The following is a 26830-nucleotide window of genomic DNA, read 5'->3' on the forward strand; positions in this document are numbered from 1 at the left end:
TGCAACTTCAGGTCCACCTGAAGTCAACAGTGAGCTAGTCCATCGAGACCTTGTCGAAGGAGGTGGTGGTGTACCGGACGTCCACGCCGACGGTGTCGCCGACCGCGGGGGGTGCGACCGAGGACGGCAGGAAGAGCATGCTGGCCTGCATGTGCGGGGGCTCGGCGAACCAGCGCTGCTTGCCCTCGATGGTGAAGGGGGACAGCGCCATGCCGGCCGCGTCCAGGCTGCCCTTCGCCATCGCGATCGCCCGCTGACGGACGGTCGCGGCGGCGGTCGGTGCCTCCAGGCCGACGCCGTGAGCGGTACCGCCGGACACGACGAGGATGTGGCCGTCTCCGCTGACCCGGCGCTGCCGGTAGCCGACGCGCTCACCGCGGCGGACCGAATGCACGTCGAGCACCGTCGCCCGAACCGTCAGCGCACCGCGGTCGCCGAGCCACAGCCCGGTGCCCATCCGCAGCTTCACGCTCTCGCCGATATCGGCCAGCTTCTGCGACGGTACGTGCGACACCCACAGCGTGCCCTTGCGGACATCGAGCGCCGCCTTGGCCAACTGCTGCGCTTCCCTCAGGTTGGCCGATGTACCGCCGGCACCCATCGGGAAGTGCAGCGACCAGCCCTCGAACCTGATCCGGTCCAGCGCGTTGAGCAGCATCGTGTGCCGCAGTTCGCGGGCGCCGATACCGTGTCGCCGCATCGAGGTCATCACCTCGATCAGCACCCGGCTGCCGGCCGGGATCGACACCAGATCGGCCAGCCGGCTGACCGTGTGGATCACGTTCTTGCTCTGCGGGACCTCGAGGAACGGCCGCCACGGCGAGAGGACGACGATGTCCTCGCGCGGGTCCGGCGGCACCTCGAAGTACGTGCCGACCGCGACCGTGCGGGCGCCGAGTGCGCGTGACTCCGCGATCAGCCGCTGGTTGCCGAAGCCGTACCCGTTGCCCTTGGCGACCGGGATGATGTCGGGGTTCCACGTGGAACGCAGGTGATCACGCCAGCGATCGGAATCGACGTGCAGGACTAGGGGCATGGTGTCAACGCCGTCTCATGTAGAGGTCGAATGCGGTGTAGAGCGCCTTGTTCAACGGAAGATCCCACTCACCGACGTACTCGACGGCCTCGCCGCCGGTGCCGACCTTGAACTGGATCAACCCGACGTGCGGGTCGTTCGGGTCCAAGGTGTCGGTGATGCCCCGTAGGTCGTACACGGATGCGCCCGCAGCGAGCGCGTCCGACATCATCCGCCACTGGATCGCGTTCGATCCACGGACGTCTCGCTTGGCGGTCGAGCTGGCGCCGTAGGAGTACCAGGAGTGACCGCCGACCCGGACCCAGATCGTCGACGCGACCAGATCGCCTTCGTGGTAGGCGTTGTAGATCCGGAAGTCGCAACAGTCGGCCGGCTGGTTCGCCATCGCCGAGTGCATCTTCTCGAAGTACGGCAGTGGCCGCGGCGTGAAGTGGTCCCGCTCCGCGGTCTCGACGTACAGCTGGTGGAAGGCCTTCAGGTCCTCGACGCCACCTTGCGTCACCTCGACGCCGGCCTTCTCCGCCTTCTTGATGTTGCGCCGCCACAACTGGTTCATGCCCTTCAGCAGGTCGTCCGGGCCGCGGCCGGCCAGCGGGACCTGGAAGACGTACTGCGGTTGCCCGGCGGCGAATCCTTCGCCGACGCGTGGCGCCTTCCAGCCGAGGGTGCGCAGCTGGCCGGTCACCGTCGCACCGGACGGCTCGATCACGTCGGGCCGAACATCGCCGAGCTTCGGCTGCTGCCCGCCGGCGATCGCGTCCTTGATGGTTTTCGCGCCCCACCGCCGCGTCGCCACCGGCGGACCCATCCGGACGCCGAACGCGCCCTGCTGCTGCAGATGAGCGGCCAGCGGGCGCAGGTACACACCGAGGTCGACGGCGTCCCAGTCGATCACCGGACCCTCGGGCAAGTAGGCGAGATAACGCTTCACCTTGGGCATCTGCCGGTACAGGACGAGCCCGACGCCGCGCAGTTCGCTTGGGTTCGAGGCGTCGTACCAACCGAGTGACTCCGCCTTCCATTCACTCTTCACCGCCGCCCACCCAGGGGTCTGCAGGAAGCTCGCCGACGGCTGCGTCGCGATGTACGCCGCGTGCTCGTCGGCCGAGATGGTCCGGATGCTCAAGTCACTCACGGTCGGTCAGGTTACCGGCCCGGAGCCAAAGACCCTAGCGGCCCAGGTCGGGCCGGTGACCTGATCAAACCTGTGGATAAGTCAGCCGGCGAGCAGCCTCTCCGAGATATCCCACAACCGAGTGGCCGACTCCGGATCGAGCGCGTAGGTCGCGACACCACTCATCTCCGCACCCGTGTTGGGCAAGGCCTCGTTGTTGTCCTCGAAGTACCGGCCGGTGACGCCGGCGATCAGGGGCGAGGCAGCCAGCAGCACCGACGTCGATGCACCTTGCTCGGTGGTCTTCCACTGGAACCTGTCCCAGCCCTTCTGCACCTCGGGGTCCACGTGCCGCTGCAGCGCGGTCCGGATCCCGCCCGGCATCAGGGCGTTGGTGATGATGCCGTCACTCGCCCAGCGCTTGGCCGCCTCGACGGCGAACAGCACGTTGGCCGTCTTCGACTGCCCGTACGCCGCCCACTCCTCGTACGGCCGGTGTTCGAAGTGGAGGTCGTCGAGGTGGACGTCCGAGCGCAGGTGCGCGCTCGAGCTGACCGAGACGATGCGGGCGTCACCGGCCGCGGCCAGGGCGTCGTGCAGTCCGAGCGCGAGGCCGAAGTGGCCGAGGTGGTTGGTGGCGAACTGGTGCTCCCAGCCCTCCGGCGTGCGGTTGAGCGGCTCGGCCATCACGCCGGCGTTGTTCACCAGGATGTGCAGCGGGCCGTCCCAGTTGGCGGCGAACGCGCGTACGGACGCGCGGTCGGCGAGCTCGATCGGCGCGACGAAGACGTGGTTGTTGCCGGTGCTCTCGATGATCCCGGCTGCGGTGCGCTCGCCGGCGGCGGTGTTGCGGACGGCGAGGGTGACCTGCGCGCCGGCCGCGGCCAGGGCGCGGGCGGTCTCGACGCCGATACCGGAAGCGCCGCCGGTGACGACGGCCCGCCGACCGGTCAGGTCGACGCCGTCGATCACCTCGGCGGCGGTGGAGTCATGCGTGAAAGGTGTCGTGATCCTGCTCATCAGGGCTGTCCTGTTCTGCGAGCTACGCTTAAACGGAGGATCCTCCGGATGAATCCAGTTAACCGGAGGAACCTCCGGTTAACAAGTCCGCTAGGGTCTGAGGACGCCATGGAGGAGGGGGACATGACGGGCACCGGTGAGCGCCCGCTGCGCGCGGACGCCCAGCGCAACCGCGACCAGATCCTGGCCGCCGCGGCCCGGGCGTTCTCGAAATGCGGTCTCGAGGCGACGCTGGAGGGGATCGCCAAGGACGCCGGCGTCGGGATCGGCACGCTGTACCGGCACTTCCCGACCCGCGAGTTGCTGATCGAGGCGGCGTACCGGAACGAGCTGGCCGCCGTCTGCGCCGCGGCCCCCGAGCTGCTCGACAAGTTGTCGCCGGCCGACGCGCTGCGGACGTGGATGGACCGCTACATCGACTACATGACCCGCAAGCTCGGCATGGCCGACGCGCTCCGGGCCGTGATCGCCTCCGGGGCCAATCCGTACGCCCAGAGCTTCGAGCTCCTGGTCGGCGCGATCAAACCCCTGCTGGACGCGGGCGTCAGAGCCGGCGACATCCGTCCCGACGTCTCGGCGGACGACGTCCTGGTCAGCCTCAGCGGCATCGTCCTCGCCGCCGGTGCCAAACGCGACCAGGCCGATCGCTTGGTCAACCTCCTCCTGGACGGGCTCCGCCACCGACCTTCGTAGGCTGACCCGGTGCAGAAAGTGGCGTTGGTGACGGGATCGGCTTCGGGGATCGGTGCGGCGACGGCTCGGCGGTTGGCGGCGGACGGGATGACGGTCGCGGTGCATTCGCGCAGCAGCCGGGAGGCCGGGATCGCGTTGGCGGACGAGCTCGGTGGGTCGTACCACCAGGCTGATCTCGCCGACGACGCTGCGGCGGCCGAGTTGGTCCCTCAGGTCGTGGCCGAGCACGGGCGGCTCGACGTACTGGTGAACAACGCGGGGATCAGTTGGCCGGTGCCACATGCCGAGCTCGACGGCCTGACCGCGGACGACTGGCGGCGGCTGCTCGATGTGAACCTGATCGCGCCGTGGCTGTTGTGTACGGCGGCCCTGCCCGCGCTCCGGGAATCAGGCGGATGCATCGTCAACGTGACCAGTCATGCAGGCGTCCGGCCGAAGGGAAGCTCGGTCGCGTACGCCGCTTCGAAGGCCGCGCTGAACCACGTCACCAAGCTGCTGGCCGCCGCACTCGGACCATCGGTGCGCGTCAATGCGGTCGCGCCCGGTCTGGTCGACACACCCCTCACCGCCTCGTGGACCGAGGCCCAGGAGTTGTGGAAAACCGCCAGCCCGATGCGTCGCGCGGCTCAGCCGTCGGACGTCGCCGACCTGATCTCCGCACTGATCCACAACACCTATCTGACCGGCGAAGTGATCTTGCTGGACGGCGGTCTGAACCTGCGCTGATTCTGTCGGTGCCGCCTCCTACGATCGCGGGATGTCTTTGGGTCGGGACTTCCGCCGGTTGTGGCTCGCGTTCACTGTCAGCGCTGTCGGATCGGCGGTCGGCCTCGGTGCCCTGCCGCTGATCGCCGTACTCGCTCTGGACTCCAGCACGTTCCAGGTCTCGATGCTCGCCGCGCTGTCCGCGATCGGGGCGGTGCTCGGCGTGCCGATGGGTGACTTCATCGAGCAACGGCGGAAGCGGCCGGTGATGATCACGGCGGACCTGGTGCGGTTCGCCGTACTGATCTCTGTTCCGTTGGCCGCGGTGTTCGACGTTCTGACGTACGTGCAGCTGTGCGTGGTCGGCATCGTGCAAGCCGCTGCGATGATCGCGTTCCAGTCGGCGAGCGGTGCGCATTTGAAGGCGCTGATCCCGGCCGAGGGGCGGGCCGAGGCGAACAGCCGGTTCGAGCAGACCAACTGGATCTCGCTGAGCATCGGTCCGGCGATCGGCGGTGCGCTGGTCAGCCTGGTCGGTGCGACCGCCACGCTGGCGGTCGATGCGGTGTCGTTTCTGCTGTCCGCGATCGGCGTCCGGCGGATCGAGCAGCCCGAGCCGACGCCCGTACGGCGGGACGGGAAGGCGGATGTGACCGCCGGGTGGCGGTACATCCTTGGCCATCGCGGACTGCGCGCACTGTTCTGGAACTCGCAGTTGTTCGGCGGGCCGGTGATGATGACGGTGCCGCTGCTGACGGTGTTCATGCTGCGTGACCTCGGCCTGGCGCCGTGGAGCTATGGCTTGTTCCTCGGTCTCGCGTGCCTGGGTGGCGTGCTGGGCGCCCAGTTGGCGCCCCGGCTCATACGTCGGCACGGACTGCATCGGATGCTCATCGTGTTCGGCATTCTGCGGGCTCCGTGGCTGCTGCTCTTCCCGTTGGCTCCACACGGTCTGGGCGGGTTCGTGCTGCTCACTGCGGCGGAGACTTGCCTGCTGGTGGCCTCCGGTGTGTTCAACCCGTCGTTCGCGACGTACCGGATGGACGTGACCGAGGACGGTTTCATGGCCAGGGTGGTCGGGGCGTGGTCGATCAGTTCACGCTGTGTCCAGCCTGCCTTCATGGCGCTCGGTGGGGTGCTCGCGGCGCTGGTCGGGCTTCGCGGCGCGCTATGGGTCGCGGGTGGCTGCTGTGCGGTGAGTGCCGCCGTACTGCCGTGGCAGTCGGCTAAACCAGCCCCATTGCCTGAGCCAGTCTGACCTGGCTGCCCATCGCCCCGCCGTCGGCCTGGGCGTCGAGGTAGCCGGCCGCCTGTTCCGGTGGCAGGACGAGAACCTCGACCACCTGCTCGCCGTCGTCGGGGTTGGTCGGCTGCGCGTCGACCACGACGTCCGCGACCACGGTGGCCCAGTACGAGATCGGGTGCGGGAGGTGTGGGCGGTACGGCGCGGGCCGGCCGTGCTCGGCGCGGTGGGCGCCGAGCCAGGTCAACGGACCGGTCAGCCGGGCACCGGCCTCCTCGAGGAGTTCGCGGTGGACGAGCTGCTCGATCGTCTCGCCTGGTTCGCGAGTACCGCCGGGGAGGAAGCGCCAGCCCAGATCGTTGCTACAGACAACGATTCCGCCGTCGGCGCGGCCGACCACGTGCACGTTGCTGATCAGCTCGTCCGGCGCGCGCTCGGTGGAGTACCGGACGTCGAGCTCGCCCCAGGCCCAGTGGTCCGGCGCGAAGAGCTCGGGGAACCGCTCGGCCCAGGTCTGCATGCGCGCCATTGTCTCCCTGCGCTACCGTCGCCCCCATGGCGCCCTCGGAACCGGACCCCGTGCCTGATCCTGAGCGGGCTCGTCGTACCACTGCGCGGTTGCTGTGGTCCGCTGCCGGACTCACGGTGCTCGTCGGTGTCTTCCAGCTCTCCGGCATCCTCAGTGGCGCCGACGGGTACGACGTACTCGCCTGGGTCGGCGTGGCCGTCGCGGGGCTCTGCCTGCTCGCGCTGGTCGTCGTCTACAGTGCGTGCGCCATCGGCCGTCTCACCCTGCGCACCCGGGTGCTCGGTCGAGTCGACGTCTTCCAGCTCACGACGATCCTGCTCCTCGTCGCGATCGTCGCCGGCGTCCTGATTCCCACGCGGAACAGCACTGGGCTTGCGCTGCTGCTCCCGTTCGGCCTGACCTACTGGCTGCACAACCTCGAGCCGACTAGCTCAGGTGCGCCCTGAGGTAGTCGATGTCGGCCTTCTGGCCGTGGTCGGCGTTCGGCGTCTCGACGACGACCGGGGCACCGGCGGCCTGCACGACCGCGACGATGTCGGCCGGGTCGATGTGGCCCTCCTCGAAGTTGCTGTGCCGGTCGGCACCGGAACCGAACTCGTCGCGTGAGCCGTTGGCGTGCACGAGGTCGATCCGGCCGGTGATCGCGAGCACCTTCTCGACGATCGACGGCAGCTCTTCACCGGCCGCGTGGAAGTGACAGGTGTCGAGGCAGAAGCCGAGGTTCTCCAGGCGGTCGTTGCCGGACGACTGGACCGCGTCCCAGAGTCGCGCGATCCGGTCCAGCTGACGCGCCATCGCGTTCTCGCCGCCGGCCGTGTTCTCGATCAGCAGCGGCACCGGGAGCTCGGCCCGCTCGATGCACTTGCGCCAGTTGTCGAAGCCGGCCTCGGGGTCGTCCTCGTCGCCGACGTGCCCGCCGTGCACGATCACGCCCTTGACGGCGATCTCGGCGGCCTTGTCGAGGGTCTGCTGGAGCAGCTTGCGGCTCGGGATCCGGATCCGGTTGTTCGTGTTCGCCACGTTCAGCCGGTACGGCGCGTGCACGTACAAGTCCACGCCCGCGGCGGCGGACCGCTCCCGCAGTGCCTCCTCGCCGTCGGCGTACGCGAGCTTCGGCGCCTTGTAGTCCTGCGGGTTGCCGAGGAAGAACTGCACCAGGTCGGCGCCCCGGTCGGCCGCCTCGGCCAGCGGGTCCTGCTGATCGACGTGCGCACCCAGCTTCACAGTCATGACCCCACCCTAGAACCGTCCACCGACAGTACTGAATTCGTCCCCCGCCCCACCGCCGCGGTCTCAGGAACCCCATCCCGCTGAGCGAGTGACCGGCCGCGTCTCGTGCGCCGGTGGTTGTACGGGACGGCCCTCGAACTCTGTGGACAGCACGACGTGGGTGTTCATCTCGCCGTGCTCACCGAGGCGTTCGAAGAGCCCTTCGAGGTGGCGCATGGAGGTGACGCGGACCCGGAGCATCGAGCAGGAGTTGCCACTGAGCTTGTGGATCTCGAGGACCTCGGGGAAGTCCTCCGCTCGTGTGGTCTTCAGTAGGCAGCGTCCGGTCGTGCAGCGCATCTGGACGAAGGCGGACAGCGGCTGACCGGCCCGCGCCGGGTCCACCTGGGCGCGGTAGCCGGTGATCACACCGGCCTCTTCCAGGCGGCGTACCCGATCCGCGACCGCGGGCGGTGAGAGGTTGACCCGCTTGCCCAACTGGTTGAACGACAGCCGCCCGTCGGCTTGCAGTGCGGCCAGGATCTGCCAGTCGGTCGTGTCCAGCTCACGCTCCTGAAAGGTCATCTCCCCAGAACACCTTCGACATCGCCGGTGTGCAAGCCCGAACGCCTTACATCAGGCCTTCAGGTTCGATGGCCGCCTTCCTACCGTTGAAGACATGCTGGTCCCCATCGTTGTCGCCGCGGCCCTGATGAACGCCGCCATGATCGCCGCGAGCGCGATGAGCACCATCCTGACCGCCGACCGGCTTGGCCCCAGCCTGGCCGGTCTACCCAACACAGCCGGGGTGCTGGGCACAGCAGCCGGCGCACTCGCCGTGGGCCGCTGGACTGCGCGGCTAGGACGCATCCAGGCACTGCGCATCGGGTACGGCGTCGGTGTCGCCGGTGGAGCGCTGACAGTGCTGACCGCGGTCGGTTCGCCTGTGGCACCGCTCTTCGCCGGCATGTTCCTCCTCGGTGTCGGCAACGCAGCGGCCCTCTTGTCGCGGTACGCCGCGGCGGATGCGGTACCTGTTGCCCGTCGCGCGTCAGCCATGAGCGCTGTGGTCTGGGCAGGCACCGTAGGTGCAGCCGGTGGACCGTTCCTGATGGCGCCGTCACAGACGTTCGCCACGTCGATCGGTCTGCCGGCCGTGTCCGGACCGTTCCTGCTCGCAGTGGCGGCTGTGTTCTTGGCGCTGGTCGCATCCACCCACATTCGCGCCGTCCTCTCCACCGCCGAGCCAGTCCGGGATCACCACGACTCTTCGTCCGCATCACTTCGTACGCCGGTCCTCCTCGCGGCCGGTGTGATGGTGGTGGGGCAACTGGTGATGGTTGCGCTGATGAGTGCGGTCCCCGTTCATACCCACCAGCACGGTGACGGGCTGGGTCTGCTGGGGGTCATGCTGTCGGCTCACACCCTTGGCATGTTCGCGCTGTCTCCGCTGACGGGTTGGTGGATCGACCGGTCCGGGCCGCGACCGGTGGTCCTCACGGGACTTGCCCTGCTACTGGTGTCCGCCTTGCTGGTCACCAGGACGGGACTGGTCTTCACACCGGGCCTCTTCCTGCTCGGCTACGCCTGGAACCTCTGCTACCTCGGCGGCAGCGCGCAGCTGCGGACTGCGGACCTGGAGAGCAAGGTCGAGTCCTTCATCTGGGCCGCCTCCGCTCTGGCCGCTGCGAGTTCGCCCTGGCTGTACACCGTCGGGGGATTCCCGGTCCTGGCCGTGATCTCGGCGGTTCTCGCCGTACTGTTGCTCGTGCTGGTGGCGCGTCGGCCCTCGCTTGCGGTCCCGTCTCGGTGACGGAGAGTTACCGGAATAGGCCTGTGGATATGGTCTGGAGGGCGCCCGGACGCTGGTATTCTCTTGGATGTGGCCCGGTCCATCGACCGGGCTCGTTGCTTGGCGCCGACGGCAAGTGTCGGCGTGGAGCACTCGCATCGCCCTCCTGCCACGGAGAGACCGTGGCCGCCAAGTCCGAAGGAGGTGGAGTTCGCGCATGCGTCGTTATGAAGTCATGGTGATCCTCGACCCTGAGCTCGATGAGCGCACCGTGGAGCCGTCCATCGACCAGTACCTGAACATCGTCCGCAAGGAAGGTGGCTCGGTCGAGAAGCTCGACATCTGGGGTCGTCGCAAGCTTGCCTATGACGTGAAGAAGAAGGCCGAAGGCATCTATGCCGTCATCGACCTGACCGCGGAGCCCGCGGTGGTGAAGGAGCTCGACCGTCAGCTCACGCTGAACGAGTCGATCCTCCGCACCAAGGTCATCCGGCCGGACCAGCACTGACCCTGGGGTCGTCAGCAGCCATCGGTAACTGTCGGCGCCAGCCGCTACTGATAGCTGTAGACACAGTCACACCCGATAGCAGGAGGAACGGCAATGGCAGGCGAAACCGTCGTCACACTGGTCGGCAACCTTGTCGACGATCCTGAGCTCCGGTTCACTCCGTCCGGTGCCGCCGTCGCGAACTTCCGGATCGCGTCGACGCCCCGGACCTACGACCGGCAGTCAGGTGAATGGAAGGACGGCGAGTCGCTGTTCCTCAGTTGTTCCGTCTGGCGGCAGGCCGCGGAGAACGTGGCCGAGTCGCTGCAGCGCGGCATGCGCGTGATCGTACAGGGCCGGCTGAAGTCCCGTTCGTACGACGACCGTGAGGGCAACAAGCGCACGGTCTTCGAGATCGACGTGGACGAGGTCGGTCCGAGCCTGCGCAGCGCCACGGCCAAGGTGACCCGGGCGATGCGCTCGGGCCCCGGCGGCGAAGGTGGCGGCGGTGGCTTCGGTGGTGGCGGTGGCAACCAGGGCGGCCAGGGCGGTGGCTACGGCGGCGCCCAGGGTGGCGCCCCGCAGAACGACCCCTGGGCAACCCCGCAGGGACAGGGCGGTGGCGGCCAGTCCGCCCCGCAGAACGACCCCTGGGCCAGCCAGGGCGGCGGCTCGATGGAGGAGCCTCCGTTCTGATCCCGGTCCGGGTCGTGAACAGGTAAGACAGACCATTCCGGCACGTGTGCCGGGCTCTGGAAGGAAGAGAGCACCACAATGGCCAAGATCATTCGGAAGCCGAAGAAGAAGGTCTGCGGCTTCTGCAAGGACAAGGCAACGTACGTCGACTACAAGGACACCGCGCTGCTGCGCAAGTTCATCTCGGACCGCGGCAAGATCCGCGCCCGCCGGGTGACCGGGAACTGCGTGCAGCACCAGCGCGACGTGGCCACCGCAATCAAGAACGCTCGTGAGGTGGCCCTGCTGCCGTACACGAGCACGGCTCGCTGAGGGAGGCGCGGACCATGAAGCTCATCCTGGCGCAGGAGGTCGAGGGCCTCGGGGCTCCCGGCGACATCGTCGAGGTGAAGGACGGCTACGGCCGCAACTACCTGGTTCCGCGCGGCCTGGCCATCGGCTGGACCCGCGGCGCCGAGAAGCAGATCACCTCGATCAAGCGGGCGCGTGACGCCCGGGCGATCCAGGGCAAGGAGCACGCGAGCGAGGTCAAGAACCAGCTCGAGCAGCTCACTGTCACGCTGGACGTCAAGGCCGGCGACACCGGTCGCCTGTTCGGTTCGGTCACCCCGGCCGACATCGCCGGTGCGATCAAGTCCGCCGGCGGCCCGCTGGTCGAGAAGCGCGCGATCGCGATCGCGTCGCCGATCAAGACCACCGGCAAGCACCAGGTCTCCGTGCAGCTTCACCCCGAGGTGGCCGCCACGGTCCGCCTCGAGGTTGCGGCCGGCTGACCTCAGCAGCACACCACAGGCCCGCGTCCTCCCCTCGGGGAGACGCGGGCCTTGGCTTTCCCTCAGCCTGTCAATTCGCCGGACCGGCTTCGGTGGCGCGAGTCTCGTCAGTTCGCCGGACCGGCTTCGGTGGCGCCGGGTCCCGTCAGTTCGCCGGTTTGACGATGGTCGGCCAGGTGGCCGGCTTGGGGTCGTTGGTGTCGGAGTTGTTCTCCGGCGCTGTGATCCTCGTCCACTTGACCGGGACCGGATCCGACTCGTCGCCGCCCCCGGCATCCGGCTGATCGATCTTCGGCCACTGCACCGGGCCCGGGTCGTCATCGGCCCTGGCCGCCGCCGACGGCACCAGCACCACGGCGGCTGCGACCAGGCTGGTGACCACCCGCGCCCACCGCCGTCGTACGACCTGGTTCACGGCTTGTCCAGCGCGTAGACGACCGAGTCCTGGACGACGATCGCGTGGCTGCCGGCGAGGCCCCACGGGCGAGCGGTACCGGGCGCCAGGGTGCGGACGGCACCGGGGGTGATGGCAACCATGTTGCTGCTGATCGTCCCGTAGATCGTCGTACCGGTGATCGAGAGCGGCTGGAAGCCGGGACGGCGCACGGTCGAGTTGCTGGTGAAGTTGATCAGGCACTCACCCCAGGCGGCCACCCCGCGGGCGGTGTCCGGGACCCACTGCCAGCTCTGGACCTGGTCCAGGTCCACGGACGGACAGATGGCGACGCCCGCGCCGGTCGCGGTCGAGTGCACGGCCGGGACCACGACGTCCGGGTCCTTGGTCTTCCACAGCACCAGCGCACGACCGGGGCTGGCGGCAACGACGTGATCGACATCCTTGAGCCCGCGCGGGGGCTTGAGGTCGACCTCCTGCAGGTCCTTGCCCGGCTGGCTCCAGAACAGCGGGCCCCGGTACCGCGCCATCAGCGCCTTGTCGCCCTCGGCCAGCAGGATGGTGGACTGTCGCTTCTGGTCCGGCACCGCCTTGAGTTGGCCGCCCGACACCACGCTCGCGCCCGCATCGGAGGACAGCTGGATCAGTGGGGACGTCCCGAAGAACTGGACGGTGGAGGAGTCGGGGAGCTCGATCTCGGTCGCCTGGGCACCGTCGCCGGCCCAGTAGTACAGCGTGTCCTGCGTGGCCACCGCTACCACCGTCTTGGAGTCGACGGTCGTGTAGACCGGGCTCTCCGCGCCCTTCGGCACCTTGTCCTGCCACAGCACCTTGCCGTTGGCATCGAACACCGCGATCTTCTGGTCCGGCGTCAGTACGGCGACCTCCGTGCCGTCCGGGGACACCGCGGGCACCGAGTCGGCGGCGATGTCGACCGTCCAGTCCGCCTTGCTCGACCAGCCCAGCGGCGCCGGGCGCGCCGCGAACTGGTCCGGACCGACGCTCGGCTCGGGCAGCGAGGGCAGCTTCGGCGACTCGGTCGTGGTCGGCGTACCGTCTCCGAGCTTGCTGAGCACGGTCACGTACAGAATCGTCCCGAAGATCAGGACGCCGGCCAGCACGAACGCGAGGATGATCGGCCAGATCGGCTTCTTCCCGTTGCCACCGTTGCCACCGCCGCCACCGCTGCTGCGGGGGCGTCCGCGACTGTCGGTCTCGACCGCCTCGACCCGGCCGTCCGGGTGGATGATGAGCGGCCAGGAGGCACCGTCGGACTCCACGGCGGTCGCCTTCATCGGGCGGCCCAGCTGCCCGGCCCGTTCGCTGACGAGTGCGATCGCGGCCTGTCGCGGGTCGTGATGGTTGACCGGATGACTCCGGCCGGCGATCTTCACCTCGGCGTTGTGGTCGTCGTACAGCCGAATCGTGACCTTGGGCCAGGACGGGATCTTCTCAGCCACGACGACCTCTCATTCCCGCCACAGATCTCCCTCGTTCATCCGACTCCGAAGTCCTCGTTCTAGCATGTCTCCGCACGAAGGCATGCCAGGGATTCCGGGCAGGCAGAAACCACGCGAGCCCGGCGGCTCGACTGACCCCGACAAGGGGGTAGAAACATCCTCGCCTGTGGATGGGTCACGGAAGTACACCCGGAAAGCGAGAGAATACTGTGGGCGACAGCCTGTGACGCACCGCGAGAGGAGGGGCCATGACGCAGAACCCGTGGACTCGGCAGCAACAGTCGCCGACCTCGGGTCCGCAGCAGCCGTCAGCCGGCCCTTCGCCGCGGCCGGACCTGCCGCCACGGGGTCCGTCCGCGCCGCAGCACGGTGTGGCGCCGCCCGCGGAGGACGAGCGACTGCCGAAGTTCGCGATCCCGGTCGCGGACACGCTGTGGTGGGTCGGTGTGCACGGCGGTGCCGGCGAGACCACAATGTCGCTGCTGCTCCCGGGGACGCGGGCGGCCGGCCACCGCTGGCCGATCCCGCCACCACCGGTGCCGACCCCGGTCATTCTGGTGGCCCGGACCCACGGGTCCGGCCTGCGGGCCGCTCAGCGCGCCGCGATCGAGTGGGCGTCGGGGGTGGTGCAGGGTGTGGCCGTGCTCGGCCTGGTGCTGATCGCGGACGCCCCGGGCCGCTTGCCCCGCGTGCTCGACGACTTCGCGGACATCGTCGGCGGCGGCGTTCCGAGAGTCTGGGACATTCCCTGGATCGAGGAGTGGCGCAGAGGGGAGGCTCCCACGCCTGACAACACCCCCGACGAGGTTTTCGAGGTTCTTGAATCCATCTACGCTCTTCGCGCGTCAAACCCAGCGGACTACCCCGCCCCATACTGAAAGGTACTCAGCACGATGATGTTGGTACATCTGGTCTCGGAGCTCCCCAACCTGCTCCCGATGGAAGCGCCGCCGGGCGCCGACAAGCTCGAGAAGGTCCTCGGTTGGGTCAAGTGGATCGCCTACACCGTCTGCATCCTCGGCGTTCTGATCGCCGGCGCGATGATGGCGGTCGGCCAGCGTCGTGGTGAAGGTGGCGAGCACGCCGCCCGGCTCGGCTGGGTGCTGGCGGCCTGCATCGTCATCGGTTCGGCGACGGCCCTCGTGGACGCGCTGAAGTGATCCCGGGGTACTCAGACCCGCGCGTCGGAGACTGATCGCGGGTGGGACTGTTCAGCAGCAATCCGGATTCCGGGGACGACGACGCCGACGGCGGTGAGACCAGCTTCTGGCAGGAGCGTGGGTTCGTCGCGTCGGCGATCGTCGTCGGCGCGGTCGTGGTCTGCCTGCTGGTCTGGTTCTTCGCCCGTGGAGACTCGGGGACGCCGGCTTCCCAGGCGACCCAGACCCCGAGCACCGTCGTACCCACTGAACAGCCCACGGAGGAGCCGTCCGTGCCGCCCGCGACACCCACGGATGAACCGAGCACCACACCAGGTACGCCGCCGCCGATCAACGGCTCGGGTGGCTGCAAGAACAAACACCCGGACATGCGGACCCCGCGAGCCGCGCCGCCCGCTGTGACCTGGCAGTTCGAGGCCGACATGCTGATCCCGCTCCAGGCGGCCGGCGGTCCGGCGGCGATGGACAGCCACGGCGTGCGTTCCTGTTTCGCCCACTCGCCGACCGGTGCCGTGCTCGCCACGCTCGTCATGCTCGGTCAGATTCGCAACCCGGACCTGACCGATGCCGTGCTCGCCACGCGCGTCGTGGACGGGCCGGGCCGCAGCCGCGCGGTCGCCGAGGCCCGGAACAGCGCGACGCCGAAGGCCACGGGCCAGGTGCAGTTCGCCGGTTTCAAGGTGATCGACTACACCACCCGCCGCGCGATCATCCAGGTCGCCGCCGAGCTGAACAACGACAACGTCGCGTCGCTGCCGATCACGATGGTCTGGGTGAACGGTGACTGGAAGGCGGAGCTGCAGCCCGACGGCACCTTCAACGGCGAGGTCGCGCCCGATGTCCTGCAGGGGCTCGAGGGCTACGTCAGGTTCAGTGGTGCCGGATGATCACCCTCGGCTGTTCCTGGGCTCCCTGGAACTGGGACGACTGCGTCGAGAAGTACCTCGGCCAGGCGATCAGCGCCGCGCTCAACCCGTTCTTCAAGCTGATCTTCAAGGCCATCGCGGCCGTGGTCGTGGCGGCCGTCGAGGCCGTGCTGAAGGCGGTCGGGTTCCTCTGGATCTACATCAAGACGCCGGACGTCTCCGACAACGGCGCCGTCAGCTACATCCAGGTCCACACGAACTACATCCTGGCCGCGGCGGCGACGATCGCCGTCATCGTGGCCGCGATCCAGATGGCGGTGTCGCACCGGGGCGAGCCGCTGCGCGAGATCCTGAAGTCGCTGCTCACGATGGTCGTGGTCTCCGCCGCGGGCGCCGGCTTCGCGGGCCTGCTGATCCAGGCGTCGGACGAGTTCTCCTCCTGGATCATCGGTCAGGCGCTCGGAGCCGACGACCACGCCTTCGCGACCGAGCTCACCAAACGGATGGCCGATCCGCTCAAGGACCCCACGGAGCAACTCCAGTTCGCCCTGATCATCTTCGTCGGCATCCTGATGGTGATCACCGCCATCATCCAGCTGGCCTTGATGATCGTCCGGTACGGGATGCTCGTGCTGCTGGTCGGCGTCCTGCCGCTGACCGCCGCTGCGACCAACACCGAGATGGGGATGATGTGGTTCAAGCGGGCGGTGGCCTGGCTGGCCGGATTCATCCTCTACAAACCGGTGGCGGCGCTGATCTATGCCACCGCCATCAAGCTGATGTCGACGCCGAAGCCGCCGGAGGGCTACACGCCGCCGGAGGGTACGCCGGAGACGCTCAAGGTCATCATGGGCGTCACCATGATGATCATCGCGGTGGTCGCGCTGCCCGCTATTCTCCGCTTCGTGTCGCCGAGGACGTCATGACATGATCCCGCTCGCGTGGTACGACATCCTCTTCGACGCCATCACCAAGGTCCTGGCGCCTGCGATTGAGAAGTTGATCCAGTTGATCTTTCAGCCGATTCTCGATGCCATCGCCGCCGCCATCACGCTGATCATGGGCACCATCGGTACCTTCTGGATCTATGTGAAGACGCCGGCGGTCGGAGATGCCAACGGTCACCCGGCCAACGACACGGTCGGCTGGATGTGGGCGCACACGCAGTACATCGCGGTCTTCATCGCCGTCATCGGCCTGCTGGTCGGTGCCATGCAGATGGCCTGGAGTCACCGTGGTGAGCCGGCTCGCGACATCCTCAGGTCCCTGATCACGCTGGCCGTCGCCTCGGCGCTGTCGGTCGGGGTGGCGCAGGCACTGATCGAGTTCGGGGACAAGTTCTCCGACTGCCTGGTCACCACCGCGCTGCGCGACGACGGCGCGGGCTGGCACTGCGGCATCGGCAACTACGGCGGCGGCAAGGGCTTCGGCGACACGATGGCGGCCCTGCTCGGCTTCTCCGCGGCCGCGGGTCCGATCGGCATCGGCCTGATGATCACCATCGGCATCCTGACCATCGTCGCCGGCGTGATCCAGATCGTGCTGATGGTGGTCCGCTCGGCGATGCTGATCCTGCTGATCGGCGTCCTGCCGATCGCGGCCGCCGCGACGAACACCGAGATGGGCCGGACCTGGTTCAAGCGGATCATCTCCTGGCTGCTCGCGTTCATCCTCTACAAACCGGTGGCCGCGATCGTCTACGCGACCGCGATCAGACTCACCTCGAACAACGGGCAGGGGCTGAGCTTCGACGACAAGGACGTCGGCGGCCAGATCATGAACATGGTGACCGGCGTGACGATGCTGGTGCTCGCGCTGTTCGCGCTGCCCGCGCTGATGCGGTTCATCGTTCCGATGGTGGCCGCGACCGCGAGTGGTGCCGGGGCGGGCATGCTCGCCGCCAAGCTGGCCGGGCCCGGCATGGACAAACTGGCCGACGCGGCCAACAAAGCCGGTGATCAAGGCAGTGGCGGCGGTGGCGATGGTCCGTCCGGCGCCCAGAACGTCGGTCGCGCCGCCCAGCAGCAAGGCCCTAGCGGTGGCGGTGGTGGCCAAGCCGCCGGAGGTGGTGAAGGTGCCGCGGCGGCCGGTGGTGAAGGCGGTGCGGCTGCCGCGGGTGGTGGCGGTGGCGCCGCTGCGGGTGGTGCCGGTGGTGCCGCCGGCGGTGGGGCAGCGGCTGCCGGTGGTGGAGCCGCGGCGGCCGCCGGGCCTGCCGCGGCCGCGGTGGTGGCCGTCAAGATGGGCGTCGACGCCACCAAGGCCTTCGGCCAGATGGCTGCGAACGAGAGCATGGGCAACGACGCGATGGACGAGGGTTCCAGCGGCGGTGGCGGTGGCGGTGGTGGGGGCGGCGGTGGCGGAGGCGCTGGTGGTGGCGGCGACAGCGGCCCGTCCGGCAGCGGCGGCCGTACGCGCGACATGAACCGCCAGAACGACCGGGCCCGCGCCCAGCAGCAACAGACGACCCGAGACCAGCAACCTCCGCCTCCTCGACCTCCGGAGGGACCAAGTGGCAGCGGCTGACCACGTGCGAAGTGCCCCGCGCACCTACGGCAACTGGCGCCAGCCCGCCTCGGCGGGTATCGGCGGCCTGGGCACACTCGGCACCGGCATCATGATGGGCGGCCTGGTCGTCACGGTCTTCGCCACGATGGCCGGCGGCTTGCTCGCCGCGCTCATCACGCTGCTGATCGTCGGCGTCGCGCTGCTGATGCTGATGACGAAGGACAAGCACGGACAGTCCGCCCTGCAACGGCTTTCGACCCGCATTGGATGGCAACGAGCAAAGATGGCCAAGCACAACATCTACCGTTCCGGTCCGCTCGGTCGCACCGCCTGGGGCAAGTTCCAGCTCCCCGGCCTGGCCGCTGCGTCACAGCTGAGCGAGTTCCAGGATTCGTACGGCCGTCCGTTCGCGTTGCTGTACTACCCGAGCACGCGGCACTTCACCGTCGTCATCAACGCCGAGCCCGACGGTGCGTCGCTGGTCGACGAGGAACAGGTCGACGTGTGGGTCGCGCACTGGGGCCAGTGGCTGGCATCGCTCGGCCACGAGCCAGGCATCGTGGCCGCGTCGGTGACCGTGGAGAGCGCGCCCGACACCGGCATCCGGCTGCGCCGTGAGGTCGGCAACAACATGATGGACGGGACGCCGGCGATCGCCCGCGCAATGCTCACCGAGGTCGTGCAGAGCTACCCGGAGGGCTCGGCGCTGGTCTCGGCCCGGGTCGCCCTCACCTTCAAGGGCACCGACCGCAACGGCAAGCGCCGCAAGGAAGAGGACATGGGCCGCGAGCTCGCGTCCCGGCTTCCCGCGCTCACCCAGAGCCTGAACGCCACCGGCGCCGGTGCGGCCCGTCCGGTCACCGCGCAGGAGTTGTGCGAGACCGTCCGGATCGCGTACGACCCGGCGTCCGCCGTACTGATTGACGAGGCGCGCAGCCAGGGGATGGCGCCGGAGCTGCAGTGGACCGACGTCGGCCCGGCCGCGGCCCAGGGGTTCTGGGACAAGTACCGGCACGACTCCGCGTGGTCGGTGACCTGGCAGATGACCCAGGCGCCGCGTGGTGAGGTGTTCTCCTCGGTGCTGTCCCAGCTGGTCGCGCCGCACATCGACGTCGACCGCAAACGGGTCACCCTGCTCTACCGTCCGCTGGATGCGGCCACCTCGGCCCGGATGGTGGAGGCCGACAAGCGCAACGCGTCGTTCCGGGCCACCACGTCGAGCCGGCCGACCGCACGGACGATGGCCGAGGCGCGCGCCGCGGACCGAACCGCGCAGGAGGAGGCGCGGGGCGCCGGTCTGGTCAACTTCGGCATGGTCGTCACCGGAACGGTGATGACGGCCGAGCAGATCCCGGACATGATTGCTGCCATCGACAACCTGGGCGCCACCGCGCGCATCCTGCTCCGGCCGGCGTACGGCTCGCAGGACTCCGCGTTCGTGGCCGCCTTGCCGCTGGGCGTCGTTCTCTCCAGCCACCTGTCGGTACCGGCGGGGCTGCGGGAAGCCCTATGACCAAGAGCAGCACAGTGACCTCTGGGGAGTCACAGTGAGCAAGAAGACGAACAAGCCGGTCGATCCGTCCCGTGGTGGCAAGCGGCCGATGCCGCGTGGCTGGCCTGGGATGGGCGGCGGGTACTCGACGTATGTGCAGGCTCCGGCCGAGTGGCGGGGTACGACGGTGCAGGTCTGCGGACTGTGGCCGTTCGCGGCGGGCACCGGCAGCCCGATGGTCGGCGTACCGATCGGCCGGAACATCCTCTCCGGCGCGACCATGTGCTGCGACCCGATCAGCTGGTTCATGCGGGCCAAGCTGATCTCGAACCCGTCGATGTTCGTGCTCGGCAAGCCGGGTCTGGGGAAAGCACTCGATGTCGACACCTTGATCCCGACACCCGAGGGGCTGCGGCGGATGGCCGAGCTCCAGCCGGGCGACTTCGTCTTCGGTGCTGACGGCCTGCCGACCCCGATCGTCGCGGTGTCCGAGGTGATGACCGATCGCGAGTGCTGGGAGCTGACCTTCTCCAGCGGTGAGACGATCGTCGCCGACGCCGAGCACCTGTGGGTGACCGAGACAGTCGAGGACCGGCGGCGAGCATGGGTTGAGCGGAACGTGCCACGCAAGCGGCTCCCGGCCGGCACCGATGTGGAACGGGCCGCCGTCGCTGCCGCGCGGACGAGTCTCGGCCCTGAGCCGGTCTCGGTTCGGGATCTGACCCGGGCCCTCGGCTGGAACGGCACCACCCGCGAGAGCGCTGTCTATCGCTGGGCGGGCACTGTGACTCCGGTCCGCAGCAAGGGCAGCCGACGATGGTACGACCCGGCAATCCTGCTCAGTGCGGTGGACGAGGCCATGCGTAGGACGAAGAACGACCAACGCGACCGGACGCCGGAGAAAGCGGCGGTGACGACAGCGCAGATTGCTGCAACCCTTGTCACGGGTGGCAAGGCCAACCATGCCGTGCGGGTGATGCCGGGTCTGGTACTGCGTGAGGCGAAGCTGACTCTGGATCCTTACACCCTCGGAGCCTGGCTCGGTGACGGACACAGCGCAGTACCTCGACTGACGACGATCGACCAGGGCGTCGTCGATCGCATCCGGGCCGCAGGCATCGAGTGCGAGCCGAACGGGCCGATGGTCTACCGGCTGACGATTCCGGGGACGTACCGGCAGAAAGGTGTGGGCCTGACGGAGGTGTTGCGGCAGCTCGGCGTACTGGGGAACAAGCACATTCCGGCGTCGTACCTGCGCGCATCAGACCAGCAGCGGCGTGATCTGCTGGCCGGCCTGCTCGACACAGACGGTACTGTCTCGCCCGCAGGCGGCCAGGTCCAGTACACCTCCACGAGTCGCGGACTCGCTGAGGATGTTGCCGAACTCGTCGCCAGCCTTGGCTATCGCCCGACCCTCCGCGAAGGGCGGGCGATCTTGAACGGCGAGGACTGCGGCCCGAAGTGGACGGTCGGATTCACCACCACGGACGAGGTGTTCGGGCTCAGGCGCAAGCACCATCTCCACGCGGAGCGGACCGTCGGTCAGCCGGCCCGAACCTCACGCCGCTATGTCGTCTCGGCACGCCGTGTCGCCTCCCGACCGGTCCGATGCATCCAGGTAGCGAACCCGGACGGCCTGTATCTGGCGGGGCGTTCCTTCATCACCACCCACAACTCGACGATCACCCGGCGGATGGCCCTCGGCCTGGCCGGGTACGGCGTGATGCCACTCGTCCTGGGCGACCTGAAGCCCGACTACAAGGACCTGATCGAGGCCCTCGGCGGCCAGGTCATCCAGCTCGGCCGTGGCCGCGGGCACCTGAACGTGCTGGACCCGGGTGAGTCCCGTCAGGCCGCGCTCCGGCTCACCGGCAAGGCCCGCGAGGCGATCCAGGCCGACGCCCACGGCCGCCGGCAGACGATGGTGTCGGCGCTGATCTCGATCATGCGCTCGGCCCCGCCGACCGACCGCGAGGAGACCATCCTCGACGAGGCCCTCAAGGTCCTCGACGAGCGTTTCGTCGGTACGCCGCTGCTGCGCGATCTGCTCCAGGTCGTCCAGGAGGCACCGGACCGGGTCCGCAACGTCGCCCTGGACCGGGGCAGCCTGGACCGGTACCGGCAGATCACCGAGGGACTAGAGGCGTCGCTGATCGGTCTGGTCGGCGGCGGCCGGCTCGGTGAGATCTTCTCCGAGCAGACCGACAACCCGATGCAGATGGACCGGCCGGTCGTGTTCGACGTGTCCAACATCGACGACTCCGAGACGAACCTGCAGGCCGCCGTACTGCTGGCCTGCTGGTCGTACGGGTTCGGCGCGGTCGCGGTCTCGCAGGCGCTGGCCGACGCCGGCCTGGAGCCGCGGCGGCACTACTTCGTCATCCTCGACGAGCTCTGGCGGGTGCTGCGGGCCGGGCGAGGTCTGGTCGACCGCGTCGACGCCCTGACCCGGCTGAACCGGCAGCGTGGTGTCGGGATGGCGATGATCTCGCACACCATGTCCGACCTACTGGCGCTGGAGAACTCCGAGGACCGGATGAAGGCCAAGGGCTTCGTCGAGCGGTCCGGCATGGTCATCTGCGGTGGTCTGCCGCGGGCCGAGATGGAGAACCTCAGCGAGGTCGTGCCGATGTCCGAGGAGGAGCAGAACATGCTCATCGGCTGGCAGGACCCGCCCGCGTGGGATCCGGCCACCGGTGAGGAGGCCGCGCCTCCGGGCCGCGGCAACTTCCTGGTCAAGGTCGGCGGTCGCCCGGGCATCCCGGTGCATGTCGGCCTCACCTCGGTCGAGCGCGAGATCAACGACACCAACAAGCTGTGGAAGACCGGCACCGACGGCAAGCCGCTGAAGGTGGAGGTCGCCCCCGACGGCACCGAGGAGATCGTCGGGGAGTACAGCCTGGACGACCCGGCACTGCTACCACCGCCCGACCCGACCACCCGCGTGGTCGCCAGAACGGGAGTTGACGAGTAATGGCCCAGGGCAAGAAGAGCACCGGACCGGGCGGGCTGTCGGTCGAGTCGATCCTGATCTTCGTCGGGGTCGGCGTGCTGCTGATCGTCTCCGGTGGGGTGTGGGGCGCGCTCAAGGTCGCGGAGGCGGTCAACGGGGCGACCGCTCGCCCGGTGCCCGGCCCGTTCAACGCGCTGGTCGAGCTGATCAAGGGCAAACAGCATTGGTCCGGCGCGGCCACCGGCGTACTGCTGCTCGAGCTGATCGTGCTGCTCGGCATCGCCGGCGGCATCTGGTACGTCGTCCGGAACCGCAAGGAGTCCGGTGGACGGGTCGACAAGCAGGCGTTCTTGATGTCGAAGCGGTCCGAGATCTACAAGCTCACCCGCGAGGGCGCCCAGGACATCGCCAACCGGCTCGGCGCCGGGCACGCCGGGCCAGGCATCATGATCGGCCGGACCGTCCGGGACAACCTCGAGGTGTTCGGGTCCTGGGAAGACATGCACGTCGACATCTGGGGTCCGCGGACCGGTAAGACCACGTCCCGCGCCGTACCGGCGATTCTGGACGCGCCGGGCGCGGTGGTCGCGACGTCGAACAAGCGCGACATCGTCGACGCCACCCGCGGCCCGCGGTCCGAGAAGGGGCCGGTCTGGGTGTTCGACCCGCAGGAGGTCTGCGAGGAGCCGCACAACTGGTGGTGGAACCCGCTCAGCTACATCACCGACGAGACCAAGGCGCGCGAGATGGCGGAGCACTTCGTCTCCTCGCAGCGCAAGGAGAACGCCCAGACCGACGCGTTCTTCGATGCCGCCGGCACCGATCTGCTGGCCGGCCTGCTGCTGGCCGCCGCGGTCGCCAAGCGCCCGCTGACCCAGGTCTACACCTGGCTGGCCGACCAGCGGAACGACGAGCCCGAGCGGATCCTGCGCAACACCCCGGGCCTGCAGTTGTCCGCGGACGCGCTGTCCGGTGTCATCAACGCGCCGGACAAGCAGCGCGCCGGTGTCTACGGCACCGCACAGCAGAGCGCCCAGTTCCTGGTCAACCGCAAGGTCACCCGCTGGGTCACCCCGCAGGGGCCGAACGACACCCGCCCGCAGTTCAACCCGCACGAGTTCGTCCGCCAGGGCGGCACGCTCTACAGCCTGTCCAAGGAAGGCGCCGGTACGGCGGGACCGCTGGTCACCGCACTCACGGTGGCCGTCGTCGAGGCGGCCGAGCAGTACGCCCGTGGCATGCCGATGGGCCGGATGCCGAACCCGCTGGTCGGCGTCCTGGACGAGGCGGCGAACGTCTGCCGCTGGAAGAACCTGCCCGACCTGTACAGCCACTTCGGTTCCCGCGGCATCGTGCTGATGACGATCCTGCAGTCGTGGGCGCAGGGCCAGGAGTGCTGGGGCGACCACGGCATGGAGAAGCTCTGGTCCGCCGCGAACATCCGGGTGTACGGCGGCGGCGCCTCGGACTCGAACTTCCTCGAGCGGCTGAGCAAGCTGATCGGCGACTACGACATCATTTCCAGCTCGGTGTCGTACAACAAGGGCGAGCGCGGCACCAGCCGGCAGACCCAGCGGCACAACATCCTCGAGGTGTCCGACCTGGCCGCGATGCCGCCCGGCCGCGCGGTCGTGTTCCCGTCCGGTATCCCGGCGACGATGGTGAAGACGGTGCCGTGGTTCACCCGGCCGGACGCCGGCGCGGTGAAGGCGTCGCTGACGAAGTACGACCCGGGTGCGTCCGGTGCGACCGCTCCGGTCAGCAACAACCCGTGGGTGTCTGCCGGCACGCAGCAGGCGCCTGTTCTGCCGCGCGGTCCGGAGAAGCCGGTCTGGGAGCAGAACGAGGGGGACCGCGGTGGATGGTGAACAGGAACTCTTCTACCCGCACGTTGCGGCGTTCGTCGAGGACCGGCTGATCTACCTGTACACGCGCCGGATCGGGCAGCAGTTCATCTGGTGCCCGGAGTGGTACCGGCACGCCGAGGCGCTCAGCCGGCTGGACTCGATCTGGCGCGCCTGGGAACACCTGCGGCTCGACCCGGCGACCGGGATGTCGGTCTGGTGGCGTGACCACGCGGACCCGCACATGATGGCGCTGCTCGACCCCGACGGTCCGTTCGCGGCCTGCCGGGGCTCGCACACCGACTACCCGATCCCGCCGCTCCCGGTGGAGGAGCCGCCGGCTGGCCTGTTCTTCGACCAGCGCCAACCGAACCTGCGCGGTATCTGACCAGGTCGGTGGGGCAACCTGCTCGGCGCCTTCCGGCCCCAGTTGGTTGCCCTAGCCGCCGATCTCCAGGTCGGGCTCGGTGCTGCGGTCGCGTACCTTCCTGACCTTCTTGAGGTTCTTGTTCACGAACTTGCGGGCTTGCGGTGTCTCAGCGGGCCGGTTGCGGACGGCCTCGGCGGCCGGCGGCTGCTCCTGCTGCGCGACACCACGGCGCTCTCGGGCCTCGGCGTCGTACTGGTCGGCGCGCTCGTAATCGGCCTCCGCCGACCGGTCCTCGCGGACGGCTGCGCGCTGGTAGCGGCGGCCGTAGGCGGCTTGGGCGGCTGCGCCCGGTTCGTCCGGCCGGGCAGCCGCTTCGTCGAGCTGATGGTGGCCGTGGGACCAGTCGCTCATGGCTTGCCGGGTCTTCGCGTCGCCGTCGCGACGCAGCTCACGGCTCGCCTCGGACAGCCGGATCGCCTCGGTGGTCTCCGCGGCGGCGAGGACCTCGCGTCGCAGGCGGAGCTCCTCCAGTTGGCGCTCGTCCAGCGCATCGAGGTCGAGCTCCTCGGCGCGGGCCTGCGCGAGGTCCTCCTCGTCGCGAACCTCGTCGAGCTCCTCCTGGCGGCGGGCGGCTTCCTCCTCCGGCGTCAGCCCGGCGACGGCGTCCGGACGCTCGCCGTCCCGCTCCCATGCACGGGCGCCGCGCCGCTCACCGGCGGCCTCGGTGTCGTCGTCACCCTGAACGTGCTGGTCGGGCTCGAGCGCGATCGTCTGCTCGTCGTCGGTGTCGGCCATGCCGCTCCTTTCCTCCTGCCCCACGATGCCGCACCCCAGGGTCAGCGGATAGCTCCGGTCACCAGCCAGGAGTCGCGGCGTTCGCGGGTGGTCAGGGTGACCAGTCTCAGCAGCATGAACCCGCCGAACGCCCACCACAGCGCGACGATGCCGCCATCGAGCCAGAGCACGCTCAGCGCGAGCGGTACGTAGAGCACGAGCGCGATGACGCCGGCCACCGCGAGGTACGGTCCGTCGCCGGCACCGATGAGTACGCCGTCCAGGACGAACACGACACCGTTCACCGGTTGCCAGAGGGCGGCGACGATCAGTACGGCGGCGAGAGTGCGACGTACCTCTGGATCGGTGGTGAACAAGGGGACGTAGAGGTCGCGCAGTCCCCAGAGGGCCAGACCGCCGATCACTCCGGAGATCAGGCCCCACCACATCATCCGGCGGGTAATCGCGCGGGTGCCCTCCACGTCGCCCGCGCCCAGCGAGCGGCCGGTCAGTGCCTGGGCCGCGATGGCGATCGCGTCCAGGGCGAGGGCCAGGAAGGACCACAGGGTGAACGCGACCTGGTGCGCCGCGACGGACGTCGTACCCAAGGCCGTCGCGACGAAGGCGAGCAGGATGATTGCCACGCGCAACGTCAGGGTGCGGACGATCAGCGGGACGCCCATCTGCGCGGACGCGAGGATGCCCGGACGGTCCGGCCGCAGTTTGGCGCCGTCGCGCCGGGCGCCGCGGACGACGACCACGACGAGCGCGATCCCGGCACCTGTCTGGGCGAGCGCCGTACCGAGGGCCGAGCCCGCGATGTCCAGGTCGAGGCCGTAGACGAGGAGGACGTTCAGTCCGATGTTGGCGAGGTTGGCGGTGATCGCGACGACCATCGGTGTCTTGGTGTCCTGCAGACCACGCAGTACGCCGGTCGCCGCGAGCAGGAGCAGCATCGACGGGATCCCGAAGCAGGAGATCCGCAGATACGTCACCGCATGATCCGCCACATCCGCGGACGGGGCGAACGCCGCGATGGCCTGCGGAGCCAGTACGAGTCCGACGAGAGCCAGTACGACGCCCAGCACCAAAGCCAGCCACAGTCCGTCGATGCCCTGCGCGAGCGCGCCGCGGTGATCACCGGCACCGATCCGCCGCGCGACCGCCGAGGTTGTCCCGTAGGCGAGGAACACGCAGACTCCGACCAGTGTCTGCAGGATTGTCCCGGCGATACCCAGCGCGGCCAGTTGCGGCGTACCGAGATGTCCGACGATCGCGGAGTCCGCCAGGAGCATCAGGGGCTCCGACACCAGCGCGAAGAACGCCGGGACGGCGAGCCGGAGGATCTCCTGGTCCTGCTCCCCGAAGAGTTGCCGCGCCCGCCTCACCGTCGCGGGGTCTTCGGCGGGACTCCTGTCATGGGCATGGGGCTCATTGTGCCTGACTTGGGCTGTGCACAGGCGCCGGATCCCGGACTCCGGAAAAAGGACACCAACTTTTTCTTCTCCACAGTTGTGAATGAGTGAAACCGCAGGTCAGGGGGATGTTGTGGGTTGTTGTCCCCAGATATCCACAGGGTTGTGCCCAACCTGTGCACACCTGTTCCCGGGGTTTCCCACAGTTCGTCCACACCCCCTGTGGACGACCAGGTGGCTTTGGGTGACGGGACCGGCGTACGGTCGCGAGGCCGATGCCTTCCGTGGGCAGAAAACTGT

At 68.8% G+C, this 26830-nt stretch carries 28 protein-coding genes; 18 read left to right on the forward strand and 10 right to left on the reverse strand.

Annotated elements, in window-relative coordinates; genetic code table 11:
• Positions 1 to 34: 34 nt before the first annotated feature.
• From ACZ3HV_RS06725 to ACZ3HV_RS06735, 3 genes are all read right to left on the reverse strand, one after another.
• Positions 35 to 1036: an alanine racemase gene (locus ACZ3HV_RS06725; RefSeq protein ID WP_465681623.1), complete on the reverse strand. Its 1002-nt coding sequence runs from the start codon at positions 1034 to 1036 to the stop codon at positions 35 to 37.
• Between the two features lie 4 nt (positions 1037 to 1040).
• Positions 1041 to 2171, reverse strand: a complete 1131-nt coding sequence (locus ACZ3HV_RS06730) for a lipid II:glycine glycyltransferase FemX (protein WP_360363288.1) — start codon at positions 2169 to 2171, stop codon at positions 1041 to 1043.
• 81 nt (positions 2172 to 2252) lie between these two features.
• Positions 2253 to 3170 carry an SDR family NAD(P)-dependent oxidoreductase gene (locus ACZ3HV_RS06735; RefSeq protein WP_465681625.1) on the reverse strand — a complete coding sequence of 306 codons (918 nt, stop codon included), beginning with the start codon at positions 3168 to 3170 and terminating at the stop codon, positions 2253 to 2255.
• Positions 3171 to 3293: 123 nt separating this feature from the next.
• Between ACZ3HV_RS06735 and ACZ3HV_RS06740 the strand changes: the two genes are divergently transcribed.
• The 3 genes from ACZ3HV_RS06740 to ACZ3HV_RS06750 are packed head-to-tail and all read left to right on the forward strand — an operon-like array spanning position 3294 to position 5826.
• A complete protein-coding gene (locus tag ACZ3HV_RS06740; RefSeq protein ID WP_360363284.1) occupies positions 3294 to 3863 on the forward strand; it encodes a TetR/AcrR family transcriptional regulator in 570 nt (189 codons plus the stop codon).
• Positions 3864 to 3872: 9 nt separating this feature from the next.
• Positions 3873 to 4589, forward strand: coding sequence for an SDR family NAD(P)-dependent oxidoreductase (locus ACZ3HV_RS06745; RefSeq protein WP_465681627.1), 717 nt, complete (start codon positions 3873 to 3875; stop codon positions 4587 to 4589).
• A 31-nt stretch (positions 4590 to 4620) separates the two neighbouring features.
• Positions 4621 to 5826, forward strand: a complete 1206-nt coding sequence (locus ACZ3HV_RS06750; RefSeq protein ID WP_465681629.1) for an MFS transporter — start codon at positions 4621 to 4623, stop codon at positions 5824 to 5826.
• On the opposite strand, the gene ACZ3HV_RS06755 is transcribed toward ACZ3HV_RS06750, so the two are convergent.
• Entirely contained in the window at positions 5795 to 6331 is a 537-nt protein-coding gene (locus ACZ3HV_RS06755; protein WP_465681631.1) for an NUDIX domain-containing protein, read from the reverse strand. The two genes, ACZ3HV_RS06750 and ACZ3HV_RS06755, sit on opposite strands and share 32 nt — an antisense overlap.
• A 35-nt stretch (positions 6332 to 6366) precedes the next feature.
• On the opposite strand from ACZ3HV_RS06755, the gene ACZ3HV_RS06760 reads away from it, so the two are divergent.
• A complete protein-coding gene (locus tag ACZ3HV_RS06760; RefSeq protein ID WP_465681633.1) occupies positions 6367 to 6786 on the forward strand; it encodes a hypothetical protein in 420 nt (139 codons plus the stop codon).
• Here the strand turns inward: ACZ3HV_RS06760 and ACZ3HV_RS06765 are convergent.
• A complete protein-coding gene (locus ACZ3HV_RS06765) occupies positions 6767 to 7570 on the reverse strand; it encodes a deoxyribonuclease IV (RefSeq protein ID WP_465681634.1) in 804 nt (267 codons plus the stop codon). The genes ACZ3HV_RS06760 and ACZ3HV_RS06765 overlap by 20 nt on opposite strands.
• A gap of 63 nt (positions 7571 to 7633) precedes the next feature.
• Positions 7634 to 8134 (reverse strand): Lrp/AsnC family transcriptional regulator, encoded by a 501-nt coding sequence (locus ACZ3HV_RS06770; RefSeq protein WP_465681635.1) that lies wholly within the window; start codon positions 8132 to 8134, stop codon positions 7634 to 7636.
• A 94-nt stretch (positions 8135 to 8228) separates the two neighbouring features.
• On the opposite strand from ACZ3HV_RS06770, the gene ACZ3HV_RS06775 reads away from it, so the two are divergent.
• The 5 genes from ACZ3HV_RS06775 to rplI all read left to right on the forward strand — a co-directional run bounded on the left by ACZ3HV_RS06775 (position 8229) and on the right by rplI (position 11297).
• On the forward strand, positions 8229 to 9362 hold the full coding sequence (locus ACZ3HV_RS06775) for an MFS transporter (protein ID WP_465681636.1): 1134 nt from the start codon (positions 8229 to 8231) through the stop codon (positions 9360 to 9362).
• Between the two features lie 196 nt (positions 9363 to 9558).
• Positions 9559 to 9849 (forward strand): 30S ribosomal protein S6, encoded by a 291-nt coding sequence (gene rpsF, locus ACZ3HV_RS06780; RefSeq protein ID WP_145804544.1) that lies wholly within the window; start codon positions 9559 to 9561, stop codon positions 9847 to 9849.
• A gap of 93 nt (positions 9850 to 9942) precedes the next feature.
• Positions 9943 to 10524: a single-stranded DNA-binding protein gene (locus ACZ3HV_RS06785; RefSeq protein ID WP_465681638.1), complete on the forward strand. Its 582-nt coding sequence runs from the start codon at positions 9943 to 9945 to the stop codon at positions 10522 to 10524.
• Between the two features lie 78 nt (positions 10525 to 10602).
• The gene (gene rpsR / locus ACZ3HV_RS06790) at positions 10603 to 10836 is read left to right on the forward strand and encodes a 30S ribosomal protein S18 (RefSeq protein WP_012924539.1); all 234 of its coding nucleotides are present in this window, start codon (positions 10603 to 10605) and stop codon (positions 10834 to 10836) included.
• A gap of 14 nt (positions 10837 to 10850) precedes the next feature.
• Positions 10851 to 11297, forward strand: a complete 447-nt coding sequence (gene rplI, locus ACZ3HV_RS06795; RefSeq protein ID WP_360379175.1) for a 50S ribosomal protein L9 — start codon at positions 10851 to 10853, stop codon at positions 11295 to 11297.
• Between the two features lie 145 nt (positions 11298 to 11442).
• Here the strand turns inward: rplI and ACZ3HV_RS06800 are convergent, their stop codons facing one another.
• Both ACZ3HV_RS06800 and ACZ3HV_RS06805 read right to left on the reverse strand, forming a co-directional pair.
• Entirely contained in the window at positions 11443 to 11712 is a 270-nt protein-coding gene (locus tag ACZ3HV_RS06800) for a hypothetical protein (protein ID WP_465681641.1), read from the reverse strand.
• Positions 11709 to 13151 carry a hypothetical protein gene (locus ACZ3HV_RS06805; RefSeq protein ID WP_465681643.1) on the reverse strand — a complete coding sequence of 481 codons (1443 nt, stop codon included), beginning with the start codon at positions 13149 to 13151 and terminating at the stop codon, positions 11709 to 11711. The genes ACZ3HV_RS06800 and ACZ3HV_RS06805 overlap by 4 nt, the downstream gene beginning before the upstream one ends.
• A gap of 248 nt (positions 13152 to 13399) precedes the next feature.
• Here ACZ3HV_RS06805 and ACZ3HV_RS06810 point away from each other — a divergent pair, with 248 nt between their 5' ends.
• From ACZ3HV_RS06810 to ACZ3HV_RS06850, 9 genes are read left to right on the forward strand one after another with little or no spacing between them, the layout of a single operon-like run.
• Complete coding sequence (locus tag ACZ3HV_RS06810; RefSeq protein ID WP_360379183.1) at positions 13400 to 14029, forward strand: DUF6668 family protein; 630 nt, start codon at positions 13400 to 13402, stop codon at positions 14027 to 14029.
• A gap of 15 nt (positions 14030 to 14044) precedes the next feature.
• Complete coding sequence (locus tag ACZ3HV_RS06815; protein WP_360379186.1) at positions 14045 to 14311, forward strand: TrbC/VirB2 family protein; 267 nt, start codon at positions 14045 to 14047, stop codon at positions 14309 to 14311.
• A gap of 41 nt (positions 14312 to 14352) precedes the next feature.
• Positions 14353 to 15198: a DUF8175 domain-containg protein gene (locus tag ACZ3HV_RS06820; protein WP_465681645.1), complete on the forward strand. Its 846-nt coding sequence runs from the start codon at positions 14353 to 14355 to the stop codon at positions 15196 to 15198.
• On the forward strand, positions 15195 to 16103 hold the full coding sequence (locus tag ACZ3HV_RS06825) for a type IV secretion system protein (protein WP_465681647.1): 909 nt from the start codon (positions 15195 to 15197) through the stop codon (positions 16101 to 16103). The genes ACZ3HV_RS06820 and ACZ3HV_RS06825 overlap by 4 nt, the downstream gene beginning before the upstream one ends.
• Position 16104: 1 nt before the next feature.
• Positions 16105 to 17700 (forward strand): type IV secretion system protein, encoded by a 1596-nt coding sequence (locus ACZ3HV_RS06830; RefSeq protein WP_465681649.1) that lies wholly within the window; start codon positions 16105 to 16107, stop codon positions 17698 to 17700.
• Complete coding sequence (locus tag ACZ3HV_RS06835; protein WP_360379196.1) at positions 17687 to 19195, forward strand: SCO6880 family protein; 1509 nt, start codon at positions 17687 to 17689, stop codon at positions 19193 to 19195. Before ACZ3HV_RS06830 ends, ACZ3HV_RS06835 begins: the two co-directional genes overlap by 14 nt.
• A 34-nt stretch (positions 19196 to 19229) precedes the next feature.
• Positions 19230 to 22148 carry an LAGLIDADG family homing endonuclease gene (locus tag ACZ3HV_RS06840; RefSeq protein ID WP_465681652.1) on the forward strand — a complete coding sequence of 973 codons (2919 nt, stop codon included), beginning with the start codon at positions 19230 to 19232 and terminating at the stop codon, positions 22146 to 22148.
• Positions 22148 to 23995, forward strand: coding sequence for a type IV secretory system conjugative DNA transfer family protein (locus ACZ3HV_RS06845; RefSeq protein ID WP_465681654.1), 1848 nt, complete (start codon positions 22148 to 22150; stop codon positions 23993 to 23995). The genes ACZ3HV_RS06840 and ACZ3HV_RS06845 overlap by 1 nt, the downstream gene beginning before the upstream one ends.
• Positions 23985 to 24359: a DUF4913 domain-containing protein gene (locus ACZ3HV_RS06850; RefSeq protein ID WP_360379204.1), complete on the forward strand. Its 375-nt coding sequence runs from the start codon at positions 23985 to 23987 to the stop codon at positions 24357 to 24359. Before ACZ3HV_RS06845 ends, ACZ3HV_RS06850 begins: the two co-directional genes overlap by 11 nt.
• A gap of 51 nt (positions 24360 to 24410) precedes the next feature.
• On the opposite strand, the gene ACZ3HV_RS06855 is transcribed toward ACZ3HV_RS06850, so the two are convergent.
• Together ACZ3HV_RS06855 and ACZ3HV_RS06860 are read right to left on the reverse strand one after the other, a co-directional pair.
• Entirely contained in the window at positions 24411 to 25136 is a 726-nt protein-coding gene (locus ACZ3HV_RS06855) for a hypothetical protein (protein WP_465681656.1), read from the reverse strand.
• Positions 25137 to 25177: 41 nt separating this feature from the next.
• On the reverse strand, positions 25178 to 26503 hold the full coding sequence (locus ACZ3HV_RS06860; RefSeq protein ID WP_465681657.1) for an MATE family efflux transporter: 1326 nt from the start codon (positions 26501 to 26503) through the stop codon (positions 25178 to 25180).
• Between the last annotated feature and the right edge of the window lie 327 nt (positions 26504 to 26830).

This window comes from Kribbella sp. NPDC020701, assembly GCF_055562215.1.

Coding starts and splice junctions, on each gene's coding strand:
- ACZ3HV_RS06760 (WP_465681633.1), top strand. CDS start 6,367: ATGGCGCCCTCGGAACCGGACCCCGTGCCTGATCCTGAGCGGGCTCGT.
- ACZ3HV_RS06740 (WP_360363284.1), top strand. CDS start 3,294: ATGACGGGCACCGGTGAGCGCCCGCTGCGCGCGGACGCCCAGCGCAAC.
- ACZ3HV_RS06750 (WP_465681629.1), top strand. CDS start 4,621: ATGTCTTTGGGTCGGGACTTCCGCCGGTTGTGGCTCGCGTTCACTGTC.
- ACZ3HV_RS06765 (WP_465681634.1), bottom strand. CDS start 7,570: ATGACTGTGAAGCTGGGTGCGCACGTCGATCAGCAGGACCCGCTGGCC.
- ACZ3HV_RS06735 (WP_465681625.1), bottom strand. CDS start 3,170: ATGAGCAGGATCACGACACCTTTCACGCATGACTCCACCGCCGCCGAG.
- ACZ3HV_RS06775 (WP_465681636.1), top strand. CDS start 8,229: ATGCTGGTCCCCATCGTTGTCGCCGCGGCCCTGATGAACGCCGCCATG.
- ACZ3HV_RS06845 (WP_465681654.1), top strand. CDS start 22,148: ATGGCCCAGGGCAAGAAGAGCACCGGACCGGGCGGGCTGTCGGTCGAG.
- ACZ3HV_RS06810 (WP_360379183.1), top strand. CDS start 13,400: ATGACGCAGAACCCGTGGACTCGGCAGCAACAGTCGCCGACCTCGGGT.
- ACZ3HV_RS06855 (WP_465681656.1), bottom strand. CDS start 25,136: ATGGCCGACACCGACGACGAGCAGACGATCGCGCTCGAGCCCGACCAG.
- rplI (WP_360379175.1), top strand. CDS start 10,851: ATGAAGCTCATCCTGGCGCAGGAGGTCGAGGGCCTCGGGGCTCCCGGC.
- ACZ3HV_RS06725 (WP_465681623.1), bottom strand. CDS start 1,036: ATGCCCCTAGTCCTGCACGTCGATTCCGATCGCTGGCGTGATCACCTG.
- rpsR (WP_012924539.1), top strand. CDS start 10,603: ATGGCCAAGATCATTCGGAAGCCGAAGAAGAAGGTCTGCGGCTTCTGC.
- ACZ3HV_RS06755 (WP_465681631.1), bottom strand. CDS start 6,331: ATGCAGACCTGGGCCGAGCGGTTCCCCGAGCTCTTCGCGCCGGACCAC.
- ACZ3HV_RS06830 (WP_465681649.1), top strand. CDS start 16,105: ATGATCCCGCTCGCGTGGTACGACATCCTCTTCGACGCCATCACCAAG.
- rpsF (WP_145804544.1), top strand. CDS start 9,559: ATGCGTCGTTATGAAGTCATGGTGATCCTCGACCCTGAGCTCGATGAG.
- ACZ3HV_RS06825 (WP_465681647.1), top strand. CDS start 15,195: ATGATCACCCTCGGCTGTTCCTGGGCTCCCTGGAACTGGGACGACTGC.
- ACZ3HV_RS06785 (WP_465681638.1), top strand. CDS start 9,943: ATGGCAGGCGAAACCGTCGTCACACTGGTCGGCAACCTTGTCGACGAT.
- ACZ3HV_RS06770 (WP_465681635.1), bottom strand. CDS start 8,134: ATGACCTTTCAGGAGCGTGAGCTGGACACGACCGACTGGCAGATCCTG.
- ACZ3HV_RS06815 (WP_360379186.1), top strand. CDS start 14,045: ATGATGTTGGTACATCTGGTCTCGGAGCTCCCCAACCTGCTCCCGATG.